Here is an 18,543-nt window from a genome sequence, read left to right as displayed (position 1 = left end):
GCAACAAAAACGGGCCGACACTGTAGCGATGGCCCGTGGGAATGGCAATCGGCCCTTGGTAGGACCGAGCCGTGGATTATTCCTGAACCGGCGTCAGAGCGATTCGCAGCGCCTCTACCGCAGCGTCCCGAGCGGCGCTGTCAGCGAACGCGGGGCTATCGGCAACGCACTCGCCTTCCAGCCAGACGCTGAAGCTCAGGGCTTCACTGCGCACGTCCAGAGCTTGACCCGATTGCAGCTGCTTGGTCACTTGTCCGGCGGTTTTGCCATCGGCGAAGTTGCGCGACAGCAGCAGTTGCTCGCCATCGGCGGCCAGCAGGCGGAAGCGGAAACTGCCATCGTCTTCGCGGAAGCTGACAAAGCGCGCGGCCTTCGCGGCTTTCTTCTTGGTGGTGGTCGCCACCTGCGCCTGGGCAACGAAAGAACGCAGGCCAACAGCCTCGCGCAGTTCGTTGAGGAACGGCGTCGCCACCGCACGGGCCTTTTTCGCACCGTGCTGCAGGATGTCTTCCAGATCCGCCGGGCGCTCGATCAACTGGTGATAACGTTCGCGAGACTCACCCAATTCATTGTCCAGCAATTGGAACAGGCGATTCTTCGCCTCACCCCAACCCAGGCCCTGCAACAATTCGCTGCGGAACTCGTCGGACTGTGCCGGAGTGGCAAATGCCTGGAACAGGGTGAACAGGTGCGAATTGTCCGGATCTTTCGCTTCGCCCGGCGCGCGGGAGTCGGTGACGATCCGCGAAATCGCGTCCTTCATCTCTTTGGCGCTGCTGAACAGCGGAATGGTGTTGTCGTAGCTCTTCGACATCTTGCGACCGTCGAGGCCCGGCAGCGTTGCCACGCTTTCTTCGATCAATGCCTCGGGCATGGTGAAGAACTCTTTGCCCCGGCCAAACAGATGGTTGAAGCGCTGGCCGATGTCCCGCGCCATTTCCACGTGCTGGATCTGGTCACGACCGACCGGCACCTTGTGCGCATTGAACATCAGGATGTCCGCAGCCATCAGCACCGGGTAGCTGTACAACCCCATGGTTATGCCGGCGTCCGGGTCTTCGCCGGTCTCGACGTTCTTGTCCACCGAAGCCTTGTAGGCGTGCGCGCGATTGAGCAGGCCCTTGGCCGCAACGCAAGTCAGCAGCCAGGTCAGCTCGGGAATTTCCGGGATGTCGGACTGGCGGTAGAAGGTCACGCGGTCCACATCCAGGCCACCGGCCAGCCAGGTCGCGGCGATCTCCAGGCGCGAGCGCTGGATGCGCAGCGGGTCATCGCATTTGATCAGGGCGTGGTAGTCGGCCAGGAAATAGAACGAATCGGCATTGCTGTCACGGCTGGCGACGATCGCCGGGCGGATGGCACCGGCGTAGTTGCCCAGGTGCGGCGTGCCGGTGGTGGTGATGCCGGTGAGGATACGGGTACGAGTCGTCATGGGTAATCGCTTGTCAGACTGCAATTAATTCGAGAGGCGCGGCAGGATCAGATCCTTGAGATCGGTCAGCTTGCCATGAAAAAAGTGTCCGCATTCTGCCACTTTCAGCAGCTCATGGGGACGTTCGAGCTTGTCGGACCACTGGTAAACGACTTGCGGATCGATGACTTCGTCGGTTTCCGGCTGGATCAGGGTCAGTTCGCCGTGTTGCGGCAGTTGATCCTGATCCCCCAGGCGCATGACGGCCGGCGCGACCATGAACAGATGTTTGAGCTGCTCGCCTTGCGCTTCCAGGCGTCCGCCGAGACTTGCCGCAACAAAACCGCCGAAGGAGAAACCGAACAGGGTCAGGGGCAAGTCCGGGTGTCTGGCCCGAAACCACTCGGCCACGGCCTGGGCATCATCGACTTCGCCGGTGCCCATGTCGTGGGTACCTTCGCTGGCACCGACGCCGCGGTAGTTGAAACGCAGCGTGATCAAACCGGCATCGCGAGCGGTGCGCTGCAGGGTCGAGACTACTTTATTGAGCATGGTGCCGCCCTGCACCGGGTTCGGATGGCAGATCAGCGCCAGGCCGCGCGGCTGCTCATTTTCAAGGTAAAGCGCTTCCAATTGCCCGACCGGGCCGTCAATCACTACAGGGGTTTCACGCATAAGCAAGGAAGGAACTCCGTGACCTCGAATCGGGTCGACTCGTCTAGCAAATTGTCTGTAGCTGTCTATTGCGAGTGAATCGCGGTATACAGCGCAGGTTCGAGCCGTTAACGTAAAGCAAAGCCGTTTATAGAGGAAGGACTCGTGGAACACTCGCTCTTAGTTTGGTTGTTGCCGACTCTTGCCCTGGTTGTGGGTGTCGCCATTGGATTCCTGATCGCTCGCCTTGCGCCGAATGCCGCGCCTAGCAGCACGCAACGTCAGCTGGACGATATTCAGGAACGTTTCGACAGTTATCAGAACGAGGTGGTGACCCACTTCAACAGCACTGCGACACTGGTCAAGAAACTGACTCAGAGCTATCAGGAAGTGCAGGATCATCTCGCCGAGGGTGCCAACCGCCTGGCCCTGGACGAGCAGACCCGTCAACGCTTGCTGGCCTCCCTGCACGCCGACGCGGCGCAGGCTCCACGGGAACGCCTGACGCCACCGCGCAATCAGGAACCACCGCGCGACTACGCCCCCAAAGCCCCGAACGCCCCGGGCATGCTCGATGAGCATTACGGCCTGAAGAAGTAATTAGACTTCGCGCGACACAAAAAACCTCGGACAAGTGATTGTCCGAGGTTTTTTTGTTTCTGATCCAACATCTCTGATGCCCGCGAAGAGGCCAGAACTGACGATAAAAAAGCCCGATCGGTTGAGAATCGGGCTTTTTTACGCCTGGGGCTCAGTCAGACGATCAAGGGAATTGCTGAACGTCGCCTTGTTGCTGGCCGCCATACTGCTGGCCAGGAATCGCCTTGAGGTTGACCTCGACACGGCGGTTCTGCGCGCGGCCATTGACGTCTGCGTTGCTGGCAACCGGGTTATCCGGGCCGGCTCCACGGGCGCTCAGGTTGGCACCGCTGACACCTTGCGAGGTCAGGTATGTCGCAACACTCTGGGCCCGACGCTGGGACAGGTCCATGTTGTGTTGACGGCTGCCGGTGCTGTCGGTGTAGCCGACGATTTCGATCTGGTTCTGGTTGAATTCTTTCAGCGAGCCGGCCAGGTTATTCAGCGGCTGGTAAAAACTGGAAGCGATGTTCGAGGAATCGGTGGCGAACGTGATGTTGCCCGGCATGATCAGCTTGATCTGATCGCCCTGGCGCTGAACTTCAACGCCGGTGTTGGCCATGCTGGCACGCAGTTTTTTCTCCTGCTGGTCGGCATAGTAGCCGTAACCGGCGGCAGAAGCCCCCACTACCGCAGCGCCGATCAGCGCGCCTTTGCCACGGTTGTTGTGGTCGATGGCGGCACCCGCCAGGGCGCCGGCCAATGCGCCGAGGCCGCCGTATTTGGCGGTTTTGCTCATGCCCGTGGAGCCGCTATCGGCCTGGCCCTGATTGTCGTAAGCGTTGGGCGATGCGCAACCGGACAATAGTGCTACGGCAGTAGCCACAATAATCAAACGACGTTTGGTGAACATGAAGTGCTCCTACTTTTTACATTTTGTGGTGCAACGGACGTAAGCATCGAACCTTTGCGGGCGTTGGATCGTTTCGGCGGATGAAAATTCCGCGCGTTACAAATCAGGCCCGCACAAAAGGATTTTCGCGCATCTCATCTCCCAGACGGGTGTCGGGACCATGTCCCGCCACCACCGTCGCCTCTTCGTCGAGTGTGTACAGCCGCTGCTTGATCGAACGCACGATGGTCGCCTGATCGCCACCCCACAAATCCGTGCGCCCCACCCCGCGACGAAACAGGGTGTCACCGGCAATCAGCAGCTTGGCATCCGAAAACCAGAAGCTCATGGAACCCGGCGTATGACCCGGTGTGTGCAACGCCACGCCACAACCGCACGCCAGCTCCTCATCATCGGCCAACCAGCGATCCGGCGATGGCACCGGCGTATAGGGAACACCGAACATCTGGCACTGCATTTCCAGATTGTCCCAGAGGAACTGATCTTCCTTGTGCAAGTGCAATGTGGCGCCGGTTTTTTCCTTCAACTGGCCGGACGCCAGGAAATGATCGAGGTGTGCATGGGTATGAATGATGCTGACCACTTTCAGGCCCAAGGCATCCAGTCGCGCGAGTATCAGCTCGTGATTGCCACCCGGATCGACGACGATGGCCTTTTTCGTGATCGGATCGCCGATGATCGTGCAGTTGCACTGCAAAGGGCCAACGGGGAAGGTTTCTCGTATTAGCGCAGGCTTTGCGGCTTCCATGGGTGTTCCTGTAAAGTTAATGGCACATTTTTGGCACAGTGCGAAAAGCGATGGCGACGTTTAGGAAGAAAGGCCCCCACCAATGGCACGCTCAAATCAGACGTAAAGGGTGGCCCCAACAGACACGCACATTCAATACCCAAGCCGAAGCAAAAACCTGGGCGACGATGATTGAGCGTGAAATGGACGCTGGAGTATTCGTCAGTCGTAGCGAGGCGGAGGCAACCTCCTTCGCCAACGCCCTAGAGCTGTACGCCAAAGAAGTGACCAGCCAAAAGCGAAGTAGCGCTTCAGAGCTATCGCGCATTCAAGCCATGCAACGTCACCCATTGGCTCTGAGATCGCTTGCCAGCATCCGCGGCTCCGATATGGCGAGATACCGCGATACGCGCCTCGAAGAAGGTCTAGCTCCTGCCACCGTACGCCGCGAGCTGGCTCTGATCTCTCACATATTCACCATCGCCCGTAAAGAGTGGCGCATGGAATCTCTTAGCAACCCGGTCGAACTCATCCGCCAACCAAGCGTTGACGACGCCCGTGCCCGACGAATTCTGAGTGCAGATGTGTGGATGCTGAAGGGTGGGACGCTCATATACGAACACTTAGATGAGCTCGAAATTATTTGCCGCTACTCCCGCTCAACCGAGCTACCAAAAATTATGACCTTCGCAGTGGAAACGGCGATGCGTCGAAGTGAAATAACTGGCTTAAAAAGCACCAACGTCAATTTAGACAAGCGAGTTGCTTTGCTGCCAATGACCAAGAACGGCTCTTCCCGTGGAGTGCCCCTGTCTAGCAAGGCAGTAGAAATTTTGAATAGTCTTGCCGAGCGAGACGATGGTCGCTGTTTTAAAAGCCGGCCCGACTCAATCACCAAAGCATTCGCGGATGCAATCGGCGACGCGCGCAACGCCTACGCAGAAGGTCTATCCCTTCATCTCAAACAGAAAAAAATCCCCCAGGATAAGATCGACATGTGCATTAGCGCTGATCCGTTCCTAATGGACTTGCGATTCCACGACCTGCGCCACGAGGCCACCTCCCGTTTAGCCGAAATCTTTCCTCTGCATGAGTTGACTAAGATCACCGGCCATCAGGACACGCGCATGCTCATGCGTTACTACCACCCTAAAACTGAAGATTTAGCTAAGAAATTGACTTAGCACTAGATGAGAAAGAACCTTCATTTAAGGGGGACAGTTGGTGATTTCCCATCAACCCCGACAGGTAGAAAACGCTCAAAAGTGGACATCCCATCCGAAGCCGCAATTCTGCCAACTTAAGCCTCCCCTGATGGTCCCAAAGGTCCAATCGCTCAACGAGTACTCATGGCAGGGATTTGATGGCTTTCCTTAATTTTTGCTTTAGGTCGTGGCTTTGACCCATCGATACAGCACACTGCTACCCTTTCCTTTCTCCACAGAGGAAACAAAATGGCACACTCAGATCTACTACCTAGCCTGCTGTTCAAGATCAATGAAAACCAACTTGCACTGGAGGCTGCCATTATGGAGCTTTCAAACTGGGTAGAAAAACGCGGATCGGCTGAAGTAGCTGAGAATGTTCGCGGCGCCCTCACTGCGATAGACCGAAATGAAGAGTTTATAAAAATGACCCTCGCGGTAATGATGACACCGGAGTGATTGAAACCTGCAAAAAGCAGTTATTAGTAGACGCGCATGAGTTCGCAGGCGGTAATGGCTCAGCTAGCCCCATGCTCACGCTCTGCCTCATTTAAAAGAGCAAGCCACCATCACAATAGCCTCAATCTATTGGAGACACCCATATAATAGTCAGATTGCACAGCTAGGTTTGCACGCAATGCGTATATAATTAAGACAGAAAAGTATTTTGTTAGCAGCGATAAATTGCCCTCACTGCGAACTTTAATTTATGTAATTACAATAATGGATTATTTGTATGAGTGGTCAATTTGAAAGCAACTTGAGAAAAGAACTGCGCGGAATAGCTAGTTCAAAGGGCTACAGAAGCACTGTGATTAAACTTGGGGAGATGAGAAAAAGAACCCCAATCCAGAAATACACATCGTTTGTAGATGTTTTTAAAAGCACTGCACCACTGAAAGCAAGATACTTTATGAGTGGGGGGCGCCGTAACTTTACTGAGCTCTTGTATCAGTCCAACGTAGAAACTCTAACGTTGTCCCGCGAAATCATGTTTTCAACGGCATGGCTTTCACAGCATGCAAAATTGTTAAATAATTTTTTATCTTTCGCCAAATTAATCGAAGGGCATATATTACGCTCTGAATTTGAAGAAGCACTCAGTGAAATTACAAATTTCATCGAGTCAAACGGCTGGAGCGTCTGGGCAACGGAGCTATATTTTTTTCTTGTAAAGGCTTCGGGCGGTTTCGATAAGCTCAAAGAAGTTACGGAAGCCCTGACGAAAAAAGCCACGCCGAGAATAGCGGCACTTTTTTTTGCATGTCTCCTGGATCGGAATGATGACAACTACTCTGTAGATGCATTTTTCTCAAAGTGGAAAGAAATTTTTTCCAATGTAAAACCAACGTCACTACGGCACTACCTTTCATTTAGGGCCGTCACACAGCTAGACGACGGTTTGGAAGAAGGACTTGCGTCATGCTTGAGCGTTGACGTCTTAAACTCAGTTTACGATTGTTACGAGACATTAGTTGATGCATGTGCAACGTCCATCATAGAAAACTTATCGCATGAATCTGTCGAGAGCTCTAAGCATGCTGCACGAGCACTTTTAGATTGCGGCGTTAAAGATGTTCGCTTAGAAAAAATACTTCTCCTCTCAGGGGAAAGCTCCACCTACAATATCGTCAAAGCCACAGAACCATCCCAGCAAATATATAACCTTCTGTCTCAGATCCCGACGAATGTAGATATAGATCTACCCTACAGTATAGTGGAGCTTCTATCAGACATTTCCGAAAACGGTTCAGATGCCGAAGAAAGCCTTAGTCGTATATTGCATATTGGAGTAAATTTAAAAGCACTGCCTTTCGGTAGCTCTTTGATAAATTTAGTATTCAAGATTTCAGAAAATGACATACTCAGCCCAAAAATTGATAGATGGATAAACTTCCAGAATGGTTATTTTCGCCTGGAAGATTGTTCAGCACTAGAATCGAAAAATGCGCTTGTATACCTAAAAGAGTTTAGTGCCCAATGCTTGAGAGAGAAGACCAATTCAGCTGAAGCCGAATATTTGCTGGATGTATTAAATGGAGTTAAATACAGTCCGCCTCCAAAAAGTCTCAATGGTGCGATGCTATTTTGGCTGGGTGTGAACCTGGTAAAGCAGGAGCGTTGTGATGAAGCAGAGCAAATAGTTCCCCTATTAAATAAGCTTGGCAAGCACTGGGAGCGTCAAGCCAATAAGTTATATGTAGTATTGTTAGTTACCTCTGGCCAACTCGAGCTCGCTGTAAATACCGCAACATCCGCAATAGTTCAAACGAAGAAATTCTCTAGCGAACTGACCTTGCCATTAATTTTCAAGGGGAGGAAATGGAATGATTTTCGCGGCTTAGACCCTCTTGCTGTCGGCATTGTAGCTTTTTGCTCAAATATGGTTCAGAGCAACGCATCAACTTTATATATTTGTCGGATGGCTTGTCGCGCCGTTTATAAGAAGAATGAGCAATTAGAAACTGCTTGGTCTGGAGCAGGATTGTTATACCAACAAATGTTGCGTTTCTTTTTCAAAAACGTATGGATTGAAGAAAACTTATCACTGACAGATATTTCGACTTCCCAGCAGGCTCGCCTCGAGCGCTTAGGGACGCTTCAAAAATTATTCACATTAGACTCCGTAAACGAAAAAGAATACGCCGAAGAGATCAAATCTCTGACTCTACATCAAACTCTATGGTTAGGCCTTAAACATATTAATGAGTCCAGAGTATTCGTGAACGAACCCGCGATTCTCCGGTGGGCAGAGAAAGAACTCGCTCTTGATTATGATCGTTGGAGAAGAACGGAGGTCACTCCGCCGGATGACAATATTCTAAAAGAAGTCATCACCAAATTCTTTTCTGATCAAGGGGGTGAAACCATCAAGAAAACCCCATCCGCTGAAGTAACTTCAGAACAAGACGTTTTAATTATCAGCATCGTGGAGCGATTACTTAAAAGATTCTTACTTGATCCAGCTGACGGACTAAACTCATATTTAAGCTCAAGAATTCGCCATGGTTCTTTGAAGGGCACTATCCTTGGTCCTTTAGAAGAAGCTGGGCTACTGCTTACTACGAAAGCATTAGATGAGATAGACCTACATTCCAACGCTAACATTTCTCCGCTGCACCTACAAAAGGCAGCTACTTCGGTAATCGAATTTTCTTCAAAAATGTCGGAACTGTTGGATTATTGCAACAAAGAAATTATTCGCATCCAAACTCCAGAGACACCTAATGGTAAGATTTCGATTTATTTCGACAAACCAATAGCGGCCAAGGTTTATTCAGAAGCGGCTAAAGTTTCCAGCCTACCCATATTTGTTGGGTTTTGTTTCGAGACGTTTTGGAGCGCCGCTAGAGTTTCACTAGAAACCATAAGCAATTATTTTCTTTATGAATTCAAACAAAAAGTCCAAGCAGAATTCGATGCATTAATTGACAAAGTAATAGTTCTCGGCGATGAGTTTGAACCTCTGTTTACTGCAATTCGCTCAGCGTCTACTGCAACTCAACTTCAATGCGATGCGGTGGCCAGCTGGTTTTTACCAGAAAAAGAACTGGAACAACGGATATTCACGCTTGACGAAACTATTGAGATTGCCAACAAAGCCACGCGAAATGTGTACAGGCTATTTAATGCAAGGATCACAAAGGATAAGAATGAATCCTTGAATGTTCCTCTTACAGCCTACGGTTTAACGACTGTCTCAGACTGTCTGTATATTATTCTCGAAAACGCATGGAAACACTCAGGCTTTGACTCTGATAGCTACAACATTGACATGTCATTTTCTTTTGATCCTGTGAGTAGCTTGTTACGTATTCAGATAAAAAACCCACTATCTGATCAGAAACTTCATGAACTAAAAACCGATCGCCTCGCACAAATACAAAAGAAATACGAGAACGGTCCTACGTTAGAAATGGTGCCTGTTGAAGGTGGATCTGGAATCCCGAAGTTAGCAAAAATCTCTAGATATGCAGACGATGGTTTGTGTGAGCCTCTTAAAATTGATATTGATGAGCAGAATCTTTTTTCGGTGACAATCCATATTCCGCTATATAAGCGAGGAGATGCATATGACGCCTATTACCAGTAATCTAAAATTGCTACTTGTGGAAGATGATTCTCCAAAGCGAAAAGCTATCGAGCAACTAGTTGCAGAATATTTGCCTAGTTCCAAAATGGTTTCTGTTCACTCACTGAGCACGGCTATTAATGCAATCGAAAACAACATATTCGATATTGCTATTGTAGACATGTCCCTCCCCACGTATGACTTTGCTGTAGACAAAGAAGGCGGCGGGCAGCCAGAGGGTTTTGGAGGCTCAGAAATTCTACGTTTCATAGAAAGTGAGTCCCCTACAACAGGATGTATAATTGTTACCCAATACCAAGAATTTTCTGACAAGTCCGCCGGAACGTCAAAAAGGATTGAAGAGTTAATTGAGGAGTTAACTGCGGAGTTTCAAGAAATTTTGTTTGGAGTCTTCCACTACTCAGGGCAACGCGGTACCTGGAGAGACGAACTTAAACGCGCACTGAAAAATATAATTGAGACAAAGCATGTCGATTAAAGTGTTGATTGTGGATGACAACAAAGACAAGATTACTTCTTTAAAGGCTGAGTTAATTTTGCTTGGTGTTCCCGAACAAAATATTGATAGTGCGGAGCATTCAGTTGATGCTCGCAAGGCGCTCAATTCTCACGCTTATGATTTATTGCTTTTGGATTTGATTCTCCCTTCTAGATTTGGTGCAAAAGAGACCGCTGAGACTGGCTTGGATCTTTTACGCCAAATAATGGAGGATGGGGATTTGCCGCCTCCACGAAACATCGTAGGAGTAACTGCGGACGAACAAGCACTGTCGCAGTATGATCAGGAATTTAGAAAACTAACGATACAGATACTACTTTATGATGCGGCAAAAGACGCATGGCGAATTTCGCTTGGTCATCTGGTCGCGTCAATTAAAGCATCGATTGCAAATGAAAAGAATTTCAACAGCGATATATGTTTCATTACCGCACTACGAGATCCAGAACTACTTGGCGTACTAGCTTTACCTATCGAATGGGGTGTCGAAGAGTCTTTAGGTAATGGCATCCTTTTTCAGCGTGGGGTTTATCATAGTGGAGGCCAACGACTTAATCTGATATGCGCGCATTCAACACAAATGGGACTAGTCGCAGCTGCATTTGTATCCAGATTAATTATTGAAAAATTCAAACCACGTTTAATCGTTATGACTGGCATTTGTGGAGGCATTGGGAGTTCCGTTAAATTGGGAGATCTTATAATTGCTGAAAAAAGCTGGGATTGGCAGTCAGGAAAATGGCTTCACGATGGAAGCTTTGAGGCTGCACCAGATCAAAAAGATGCATCGCCAGAGCTTATTGCTTTGGCAAGAGGCATGAATGGCGCTGCAAATGACTTTTATAATTCATATGTTGGAAATCGTCCCGAAGCAACCCCACAGATTTTGGTGGGGCCAATGGTATCTGGTAGTGCTGTAGTTGAAAGTTCAGAACTCCATGCCCGTTTCAAAATGCAGCACAGGAAAGCTATTGCAGTCGACATGGAGTGTTACGGAGTCTATTTCTCTGCATTTATGTCGCCACCACCCACACCAAAGTTCATCTGTATTAAGGCGGTCTCTGATCTTTCTGACAAAAACAAGGCAGATAACATTCAGTCCTATTGTAGTCATTTTAGTGCATCAGTTTCGCTTAAAATTGCAGAAAAATTACTAACAAACAAGTAATAGCTTTAAGCGATTTGACATACTCCTCGATACTAACTCAACCAACAGACTGATTAATATTTAATTTGCCTTACGTAACCGGGCCGGGAGGCCTGGTTGCGCTAACCAGGCGTTCAGTAGTTAAAAACTGCTCGGCGGACATAGCGAAAAAAAATACGCCACTCCCCAAGTTCGCCTCCATCAAAGAGCAGGGCTTTGAACATAGCCACCGCTTCTGACGGCCGTTCACGGTAATTTCTTCCCATTATTTCATCGTGAGACTTGTCGCGCATAAGCCACCTTAAAATAATTCAACTATAAATATTATACTAAAAACCTGAAACTCATACTAGATTGCCTCGCCACGCTTGATCTCAGCCTGTTTATTTCAAAAAACATCTTACGAATCAACGCATTATCATAGAGTTAATCTCTGCTTGAAATGTGAACTTAAGGTCGAAAAAAGTAGCTGCGCCTCTGATATGGATGCAAAGTAATCTCTATAAACCCTTCAAGCTTAGAATTTAGAACGCTCGTAAACAACCTTGCTCATTATCGACCGAACTTCTCCTTGTAACTCACGAAACTCCACCATCAAGGCACCCACATCCACCGCTTGTGCTCCCTGCCCGTGTTTCTCGGCAAGCCACAACTTCAATAAGCCTGCAACCCGCCCAAGGTCCCCATTGACCTTGGCCAAATCGGCGACTGCGGTCAGGTCTACGACGGATCGAATGGGGTAGTTCAAACCTACAGCCCGCAAGTATCCAGACCGGGACAAGCCTGACTGATCAGCACGTGCAGTGATCTGCGCTTTTTCCTCGTCGTTCACCCAAACCTCAATCGGCTTGCCGCGCCGGCGGGCTTTCGTTTTTGGTGGATCGGTGTCGATCATGGGTCCGTTCCTTTCTATTTGGCAATTGCTTTCGACGCGGCTGCGATGGCGCGCTTAGCAGAGCAAGTTTCCGTCGAGCCGCAGGCGAGTAAGACAAGGTGTTGGGAGGGGAAGGGAGAAGCCCGCACCCGTACAACACATATCTTGCCGTCATATGGTTTGCGAATCTACGCGATTTAATTCGGCAAGTTAAATTTAAGACATCAATCGCATTAAGTTTCTTTGCGTCGCATTAAATCGCGTTAAATCGCGTTAAATCGCACTAAATCGCATATACAAAAAAATCTTTAACTAACTTCTTCCAAATTTTCTTTTCTCCTGTTAAACATAGAAAAAATTGTCACGCAGGAAACGATATGGACACTTTCAGCAGCCCTATTTCTAAGGCTAGACGCGGCCAAGGGAAGGTTGACTTCCTTACGCTGCAGGATACTTTTCAAAAACAAATCAATGCAGGCCATACGCTGATTAACATATACGCCAGCAGCGCATCCAAACTAAGTATCGGATATACCCAATTTACAAAGTATGTATCCCGATACTGCATGACGCCTGACTACAAAAAAATCACAGCTAGCCAACATCAAAATCTCACTACGTCACCGGAGCATTTTTGATAAACACCAAAAGGGAGCTGCGTGTAATCGACGGTGTAACAAACATTTCTCAAGCCTCAGCCCCCCTCTAAGGTACCGCAACAAATCACACACAGGTCACCGTCTACTACATGCCGATCCCTTTTGGTGCCTGACTTCGTCTGTTGCTACGCTTCATTAGCCGAGAAATTTTTTAAGAGACGATAAATTTATGAATTCTAAAAATAGCGGTGATTTGAGTCGCATAAAACTACGGACTATCGCACTTATGAATCACCTGCGCATGGGTGCTGGAGCATCAAGCCCATATCAACTCAGTTGTATTATCAGCCAGGAAACCAAGAGCCTTGGCTGGCCAGATATGGTGGAATCGAACAGACTCTATAAATACTTTCGAGGGGATGTAAAAAGACATCCGACACAGATATTGAACCTTCTTTCTCAGCTTTTTCAGAATGCAGAAGATATTTATTGGAGCGGACCAGAGGATCTCTGGTCTGCGTTGTGGGGTGAGGCTTACCAGACCTCAACCATAGTAAAAACCATCTCAAAAACCTTGGAACAATCGACAACCGAGGAGGCATTAAATAAAGTTTTTATGGATTACTTGGTTCATGGCTCTTTTTCTCTTACATCAACCATCGCTGCATATAGATATCTAGCTACAACAGATCCATACGGGAGATTTGGCGATGGTTATGGTTTCGGTCGCGCATTCTCAATATACCGACAACTAACGAAAATACTCAAATTGGATGAGATAAAAAAGCATCTATCAGAATTGGGGATTTACGAAGGAATTCAGTTAGAAATCAGCAAGATTGAAAAGGAGCGCGTCAGTAGCAGGCCGTCTTGGGTTAGTCCCATTGAGTGCGGGCTGGTCTAGCGCTTTGGCAGTCGTGTCTGACCAGATCCGATCCTCAAGCTCGTGAGGTCTGATGACATCGAATGATGCCTAGGAGTAAGGTTATCCACAGCATTGTGGTGGTAGTTAAACAGTAGAAAAAAGGTAGAAAACATTTTGCTCCTTTGGACGCCACGGATTACACGGCCTCCAGCATCTCGGGGGGAACGCAACCCCGATAAAGCGGAACGCAACCCCGACTGACCGGAATGCAACCCCGAAGCAGGCGGAACGCAACCCCGAAGGGTAATCGCATCGTCTTGACCAGTCATTTGCATCCACACTGATCAGACGGTTCCGGGCAAATATCTTCAGCGAGTGCGGTGTTGAAGCTTTGGGTGAATCCTACAACTGAAGGGCTACATTCGACCCAAGCGGGTCGCTTACGATAGGCAACAAATGGTCAAAAGCCGCCCTCTACCCAACCCCTATGGGGTCCGATCAGTGGCATCCGATTTACTCATCACCCAAAATATCGGGAGTGTGCCCAAAAATAGGCCTGCACTGCCGTCGTACAGGCAGAGTACCAAGGAAATGCTTTAGCACCCGGTTATTGAACTCAGCGACTGCAACAGCGTCCGATTTATTGGAGACTTTCTTCCGATCAGCCAAGCCTTTATCAACCTGCACCAACAAAGTCTTTAGACCGAGTTTCGATAAGCCTTGGCGAAAGCGTTGAGTATGCATAGTAACCCCTCGGATCACATCATGCGGAAACGCGATACTATACTCACCAGCTTCGATCAATCGAATTTTATGCGCGAACATTTCTGAGAAAACGTCACGATGTCCTACCTCCAAGATAGCATCTAATACACCCAGTTCCTGTCGTGAAAGCTGTTCGAACAGTTGCTCATCTGCGTCAAGAGCTACAAGCCTACTTAATCGGGTTTTGTCAACGTAAGGTACTGGCAATTCCAGGGCTATAAGCCCAGCAAACTCATAGTGCGCCTGAATCAGGTCTACAGCTCTCGCGAAAGCCTTTCCCGACAGTTCGAATTCTTGCATAAAGTCTTGCTTGACTCGATGAAAATCAGAACTTTTATCCCATGTTGACCGTGGAGGTAGCTCCATCGCCAATCGTTTTAACTCACTCCGTGATAGCTTTTCAGTTATCGTGCCTTGGCTATATTCATAGGTTAGCAAATCCAACTGTATCTCAAACTCTTCGGTTCCACTAAAGAGCTTTTTTAGAGCGTGCTCAAGCAGAGCCAGGTTAATGTGTTCCAGCTCCTTGAGATGCACTTCATTATTGAGGGACCGGTGATATCGGAAAATCTGCCCCGTTGGGTCAATTCCAGCGAATGCATCAATGGCAGATCGAAGCGGCTGAAGGTACTGAGGCAGCCTTCGATCCGCTACAACACAAAGGCTGGCAAGCTCATTTAACAAATCGCCAAGCCCATGCTCACCAAGAAGCTTCTCGTTGAACAGAGACATGCGCAGTTTGGCTACCCGCTGTATTTGGCGCTTTAAAAACAGCTCAATGTGATGTCGAGCATTGAAGCAGATGGGATAGATGAGTGCGTCTTGAGCTACAAACGTCTGCTCATCAATATCTGAATCATGGCCATATTGCACCTTGGCCGCAGCAATCAAGACAAGCGAGGCTTGGGCAAACCCCAAAACATATCCATAGTCGCCATCGCCGCCCGTATTCTCTCCAACGCAAGCGTTCAGTGAGAAGTCGGGGCCGGAACCGAATACAAGCTCCTCAGAGGTCATTTTGCACGTCTCCTTGGGTCACCCATAATCACAGGCGCCTCAGCCTTTGTCATGAATCGAACATGTCTTTTCACGCATGATCGATGTACCGCCTCGATGGTAGGCCTGGCGATTTAACGAAGATCGCTGGGCATTCCTTATTATTTCAGATGGATAACGACTCGCCCAGCTCCACCTCAAGCATTCGATAGAGTTCAGGAATCGCAATTCGAACGTATTCCGAGAGAGAAATGCTGCACGCGCCATTAGGCGACACGCCAATTACAGTTTTAACAGACCTCGAAGACGATCCTTCTGTGGTACGTGCGTCCCGTTTTTTTAAGCGTAAAAACTGTTTGAGATAGTTATTAAACTCATCCGTCTTCACGCCATGCATAAGTAGATTTAGCGGTTCAGGAACATCACGCCTGGAAAAATATGTCGTCACATGCAGTTTTAAAGTCGGTATTTCATCTTCAACTGAGCCATAAATAAAAAAATGATGGCCATCTTGTTCGCAAAGTTGATCGACAGCGGTCTTTTGGGTGAATTTTTTAGATTCTGATTTGAGATCGGCAATTGAACGTTTGAATTCTACAAGCACGACTTTATCGTCGTGAGCAAAGACGCTATCGCCTGCTCTCTCTTCAACACCACTCAGGGGAGCAGCAAAACTTAACTCCCTGTCACGCGTCATATCGAGTACAAATTTGTACTCAACTGTTTTTTCCCACCACATAAATTTTGAACTCAACGGATTCTCCAATCTGAACCAAGATGCGAATTTTTGTACCGAGCCGCTTTTTCCCATATTTAAACGCGATGATAGCCTAGAGGCGCACGCAGCGGTCGAACTGTTCCTTGTCGGCAACCCTCATTTCACAACCCGCCACGGGACCACGACGGAGCCATTGCGCAACGCTTGAGCATTTCGTTGATGGCAACCGCAAGGCCGATACTCCCGAGTGACGCGCCAGCGTGCCCTCGTAAACGGCCATTATCGATGGTTGTGAAAATTGCACTAAACGACCGTTATGGGGTCGTTTTCTGCCAGTCGCGACAGGCAACAAAGGCCAGAAGCGGACAGTCCAGAGTGGACAATATTTCTGCCCCCTTTATCGTACTGCGAGGTAGCAGGCGGATACGAGTTAGATAATACCTCTGAGTAGCTTTCAGAAGGCATTCGTAATTGGGGGAGCGACACCCCCAAGACTAGTAGCCCAAGTACTCAAATGGATTGGCGAGGATTAGCTACCATCTTGGGCGTTCTTTTTCTCGACAGCTGCAGCGATAAGAGGGGCCTTTTTTCTCAGTCCTTCGAGGGTAAGTTCCTTCTCCTCATACATCCTGTACCACTCTCGGCGGACTCGGAGTGTTCGCTCATCGTCACGGATTGGAAGGTTATCCAAGGTGCTTTTTGCCAGTTCTTTAAACCCATCGGGAATTAGATCAGTAGCCACAAGCTGCATCGATGGAAGTAGAATTTCGAACCATCCTTCACCCACTACGAAGGGGTCTAAAAATAGAGAGGCTTCCTTTTTGTTTTTAGAGGAATTTACCCACCCTTCGACATATCGAAAGTTTGCCCACTCATACGCTAGAGATTTGTCTTCTTTCCAACTGACGAAATGATCAACGGTGCCGCTAGGAATGTACATTGCTCCAAAGGCACAACGGTTCGAAAAACCGTCGGCTAATGCATGGCGAAAAGGTGTCCACTTATCCGTCGGGCGCTCGCAGTTAGGATTCTCCTTTAGCCAAGCCGCTCCAGCTTTTCGGCATCGATCATCAAAATTTTTTGGCTCCTCGATAGGGTTAGGGACAGGGATCATTTTACCGATCCTTTGGTTTTATGTTTCTCTGTCCAAACAATCCAGCGCGGCCAGAAATGGTCCCCGCCAGGTAGAACACGAATAAGTTCGTTGTGAATTTTACGTCCTGTATTTAATTTATCAGGTAGATCTGTGAGTTCTCCGCGCATCCATGCCTCAGCAGCTTCAATCGCACGCTCAGCCTCGACGGATCGTGCTTGTTGCATCCCAAAAGTATCAGATACTAGCCAGTTGACAACGTCACCTTGCTTTGCCCAAATTTCTGGCTCTATCAGTGCCTGTCCATCGCTCAAACGAATGTGGAATACAGAGTCTTTTGATTCGTCAAATTCTGGTTCTACCGACGCGAGCACCAAGGGGGAGTGTGTTGCAACGATTAATTGAACCGAAACTTTTTCTCGGGTCATTACTTTCATGACGTTTAAAAGCGCCGGGACAATTCGCCTTTGCCATTGCGGATGAAGGTGACATTCAATTTCGTCAATAAGAAAGATTATTTCTTTTGCAGGTTTTATTCCTCTGATTTTGCACGCTCGCTGATGTCCGCTCCAGGTCCATACAATTAAATAGGCTAGAGCGGCAATGCGGCGCATACCTGCTGAAGCATGCGTTAAAGGAACATCTTCGCCGTACGGCATTCTAAGGGTTGGGTATAAGGTCTCATCAATCGCCCCAAGGTATCTAGGAGGTCCTGGCTCAAGCTTCTCTAATCCTGAAGGTGATAGGGCATCAAGCGCTTTAGTCAACTCTTTAAATGTACTATCTGGCGCTATTTGTTGCCAGCGCACCCAATCAGCAATTAGCCCATTGCAGATGTTTGTACCTTTCTCAGACGTTGCGCCGTGCCAAACTTCATTTGGTGTAAAGTTGAATGCCCGGATCTTCTCTTCTTGTTCTTCCTCAGCGCTGCTCCAGTAGTTCCTGGCAGGGTCCCATGCGGAAAAGCTCCCATCGACACCAGCATAAATAACTACGCCAGGGATTGCAGGTCTCGCTTTTGGTTGTGGCCAGAGACCGTTCTTAAAAAATATCTCGCCATGTTTATTTCCAGCCGTGACTTTGCTGTATTCGAAGCTAATGCTTGGTGTTTTGAATGACTCGCGAGGGGTTGCAACAGAGTCTCTCGCCCAGGTTCGAGTTAACACCCACCAAGCGGTATCCAAGATGAAGCTTTTTCCTAGGCCGTTATCGCCAGTAATAAAATTGAGTCGTTCAGAAAATTGTATGGGACCTAGCTCGTTGGCCGGACCAACTCCCTTCAGGTGCAAGGACTTCAGCATTCGTCTGGTCTCGGAGTGATAGATAGGGAGGGAGTCTAATGCGAAAAAATCTACTCATCTACGATAGATCCCGAAACGGTCACAATCTTTGGAGAAAACAAACT

General features: G+C 48.7%; 18 protein-coding genes. 8 read left to right on the top strand and 10 right to left on the bottom strand.

Going from position 1 to position 18,543, the window contains the following annotated elements; all coding sequences use genetic code 11:
* Window positions 1–76 precede the first annotated feature (76 nt).
* Entirely contained in the window at window positions 77–1,432 is a 1,356-nt protein-coding gene (locus FFS64_RS00445; RefSeq protein ID WP_137803779.1) for a tryptophan--tRNA ligase, read from the bottom strand.
* 24 nt (window positions 1,433–1,456) lie between these two features.
* Window positions 1,457–2,086, bottom strand: a complete 630-nt coding sequence (locus FFS64_RS00440; protein ID WP_137804021.1) for an alpha/beta hydrolase — start codon at window positions 2,084–2,086, stop codon at window positions 1,457–1,459.
* A gap of 144 nt (window positions 2,087–2,230) precedes the next feature.
* On the opposite strand from FFS64_RS00440, the gene FFS64_RS00435 reads away from it, so the two are divergent.
* Window positions 2,231–2,665, top strand: coding sequence for a YhcB family protein (locus FFS64_RS00435; RefSeq protein WP_047533043.1), 435 nt, complete (start codon window positions 2,231–2,233; stop codon window positions 2,663–2,665).
* Window positions 2,666–2,828: 163 nt separating this feature from the next.
* Here FFS64_RS00435 and FFS64_RS00430 read toward each other — a convergent pair whose 3' ends face one another.
* Both FFS64_RS00430 and FFS64_RS00425 read right to left on the bottom strand, forming a co-directional pair.
* Window positions 2,829–3,557, bottom strand: a complete 729-nt coding sequence (locus tag FFS64_RS00430; RefSeq protein ID WP_137803778.1) for an OmpA family protein — start codon at window positions 3,555–3,557, stop codon at window positions 2,829–2,831.
* Between the two features lie 103 nt (window positions 3,558–3,660).
* Window positions 3,661–4,305: an MBL fold metallo-hydrolase gene (locus tag FFS64_RS00425; RefSeq protein WP_137803777.1), complete on the bottom strand. Its 645-nt coding sequence runs from the start codon at window positions 4,303–4,305 to the stop codon at window positions 3,661–3,663.
* Between the two features lie 167 nt (window positions 4,306–4,472).
* On the opposite strand from FFS64_RS00425, the gene FFS64_RS00420 reads away from it, so the two are divergent.
* The 5 genes from FFS64_RS00420 to FFS64_RS00400 all read left to right on the top strand — a co-directional run bounded on the left by FFS64_RS00420 (window position 4,473) and on the right by FFS64_RS00400 (window position 11,249).
* A complete protein-coding gene (locus tag FFS64_RS00420; RefSeq protein ID WP_256660375.1) occupies window positions 4,473–5,468 on the top strand; it encodes a tyrosine-type recombinase/integrase in 996 nt (331 codons plus the stop codon).
* Window positions 5,469–5,738: 270 nt separating this feature from the next.
* Window positions 5,739–5,948 carry a hypothetical protein gene (locus FFS64_RS00415; RefSeq protein WP_137803775.1) on the top strand — a complete coding sequence of 70 codons (210 nt, stop codon included), beginning with the start codon at window positions 5,739–5,741 and terminating at the stop codon, window positions 5,946–5,948.
* A 277-nt stretch (window positions 5,949–6,225) separates the two neighbouring features.
* Complete coding sequence (locus tag FFS64_RS00410; protein ID WP_137803774.1) at window positions 6,226–9,582, top strand: hypothetical protein; 3,357 nt, start codon at window positions 6,226–6,228, stop codon at window positions 9,580–9,582.
* On the top strand, window positions 9,563–10,060 hold the full coding sequence (locus FFS64_RS00405) for a response regulator (protein ID WP_171017036.1): 498 nt from the start codon (window positions 9,563–9,565) through the stop codon (window positions 10,058–10,060). Before FFS64_RS00410 ends, FFS64_RS00405 begins: the two co-directional genes overlap by 20 nt.
* Entirely contained in the window at window positions 10,050–11,249 is a 1,200-nt protein-coding gene (locus tag FFS64_RS00400; protein ID WP_137803772.1) for a response regulator, read from the top strand. The genes FFS64_RS00405 and FFS64_RS00400 overlap by 11 nt, the downstream gene beginning before the upstream one ends.
* Window positions 11,250–11,362: 113 nt before the next feature.
* Here the strand turns inward: FFS64_RS00400 and FFS64_RS31210 are convergent, their stop codons facing one another.
* Together FFS64_RS31210 and FFS64_RS00395 are read right to left on the bottom strand one after the other, a co-directional pair.
* Window positions 11,363–11,521 carry a hypothetical protein gene (locus tag FFS64_RS31210; protein ID WP_171017035.1) on the bottom strand — a complete coding sequence of 53 codons (159 nt, stop codon included), beginning with the start codon at window positions 11,519–11,521 and terminating at the stop codon, window positions 11,363–11,365.
* A gap of 224 nt (window positions 11,522–11,745) precedes the next feature.
* Window positions 11,746–12,123, bottom strand: coding sequence for a CopG family transcriptional regulator (locus FFS64_RS00395; RefSeq protein ID WP_137803771.1), 378 nt, complete (start codon window positions 12,121–12,123; stop codon window positions 11,746–11,748).
* A 356-nt stretch (window positions 12,124–12,479) separates the two neighbouring features.
* Here FFS64_RS00395 and FFS64_RS00390 point away from each other — a divergent pair, with 356 nt between their 5' ends.
* Window positions 12,480–12,740: a TraK family protein gene (locus FFS64_RS00390; protein ID WP_137803770.1), complete on the top strand. Its 261-nt coding sequence runs from the start codon at window positions 12,480–12,482 to the stop codon at window positions 12,738–12,740.
* A gap of 190 nt (window positions 12,741–12,930) precedes the next feature.
* Entirely contained in the window at window positions 12,931–13,605 is a 675-nt protein-coding gene (locus FFS64_RS00385; protein ID WP_137803769.1) for a hypothetical protein, read from the top strand.
* Window positions 13,606–14,079: 474 nt separating this feature from the next.
* On the opposite strand, the gene FFS64_RS00380 is transcribed toward FFS64_RS00385, so the two are convergent.
* The 4 genes from FFS64_RS00380 to FFS64_RS00360 all read right to left on the bottom strand — a co-directional run bounded on the left by FFS64_RS00380 (window position 14,080) and on the right by FFS64_RS00360 (window position 18,439).
* Entirely contained in the window at window positions 14,080–15,348 is a 1,269-nt protein-coding gene (locus FFS64_RS00380) for a hypothetical protein (protein ID WP_137803768.1), read from the bottom strand.
* A 145-nt stretch (window positions 15,349–15,493) separates the two neighbouring features.
* Window positions 15,494–16,081, bottom strand: coding sequence for a hypothetical protein (locus tag FFS64_RS00375; protein ID WP_171017034.1), 588 nt, complete (start codon window positions 16,079–16,081; stop codon window positions 15,494–15,496).
* 493 nt (window positions 16,082–16,574) lie between these two features.
* Window positions 16,575–17,159 (bottom strand): hypothetical protein, encoded by a 585-nt coding sequence (locus FFS64_RS00365; protein ID WP_137803766.1) that lies wholly within the window; start codon window positions 17,157–17,159, stop codon window positions 16,575–16,577.
* Window positions 17,156–18,439, bottom strand: coding sequence for an AAA family ATPase (locus FFS64_RS00360; protein WP_137803765.1), 1,284 nt, complete (start codon window positions 18,437–18,439; stop codon window positions 17,156–17,158). Before FFS64_RS00360 ends, FFS64_RS00365 begins: the two co-directional genes overlap by 4 nt.
* Window positions 18,440–18,543 lie beyond the last annotated feature (104 nt).

Origin of the sequence: Pseudomonas sp. G(2018) (assembly GCF_005502415.1) — a bacterium.
Lineage (GTDB): Bacteria > Pseudomonadota > Gammaproteobacteria > Pseudomonadales > Pseudomonadaceae > Aquipseudomonas.
This window is presented reverse-complemented; position numbering and strand designations above follow the sequence as displayed.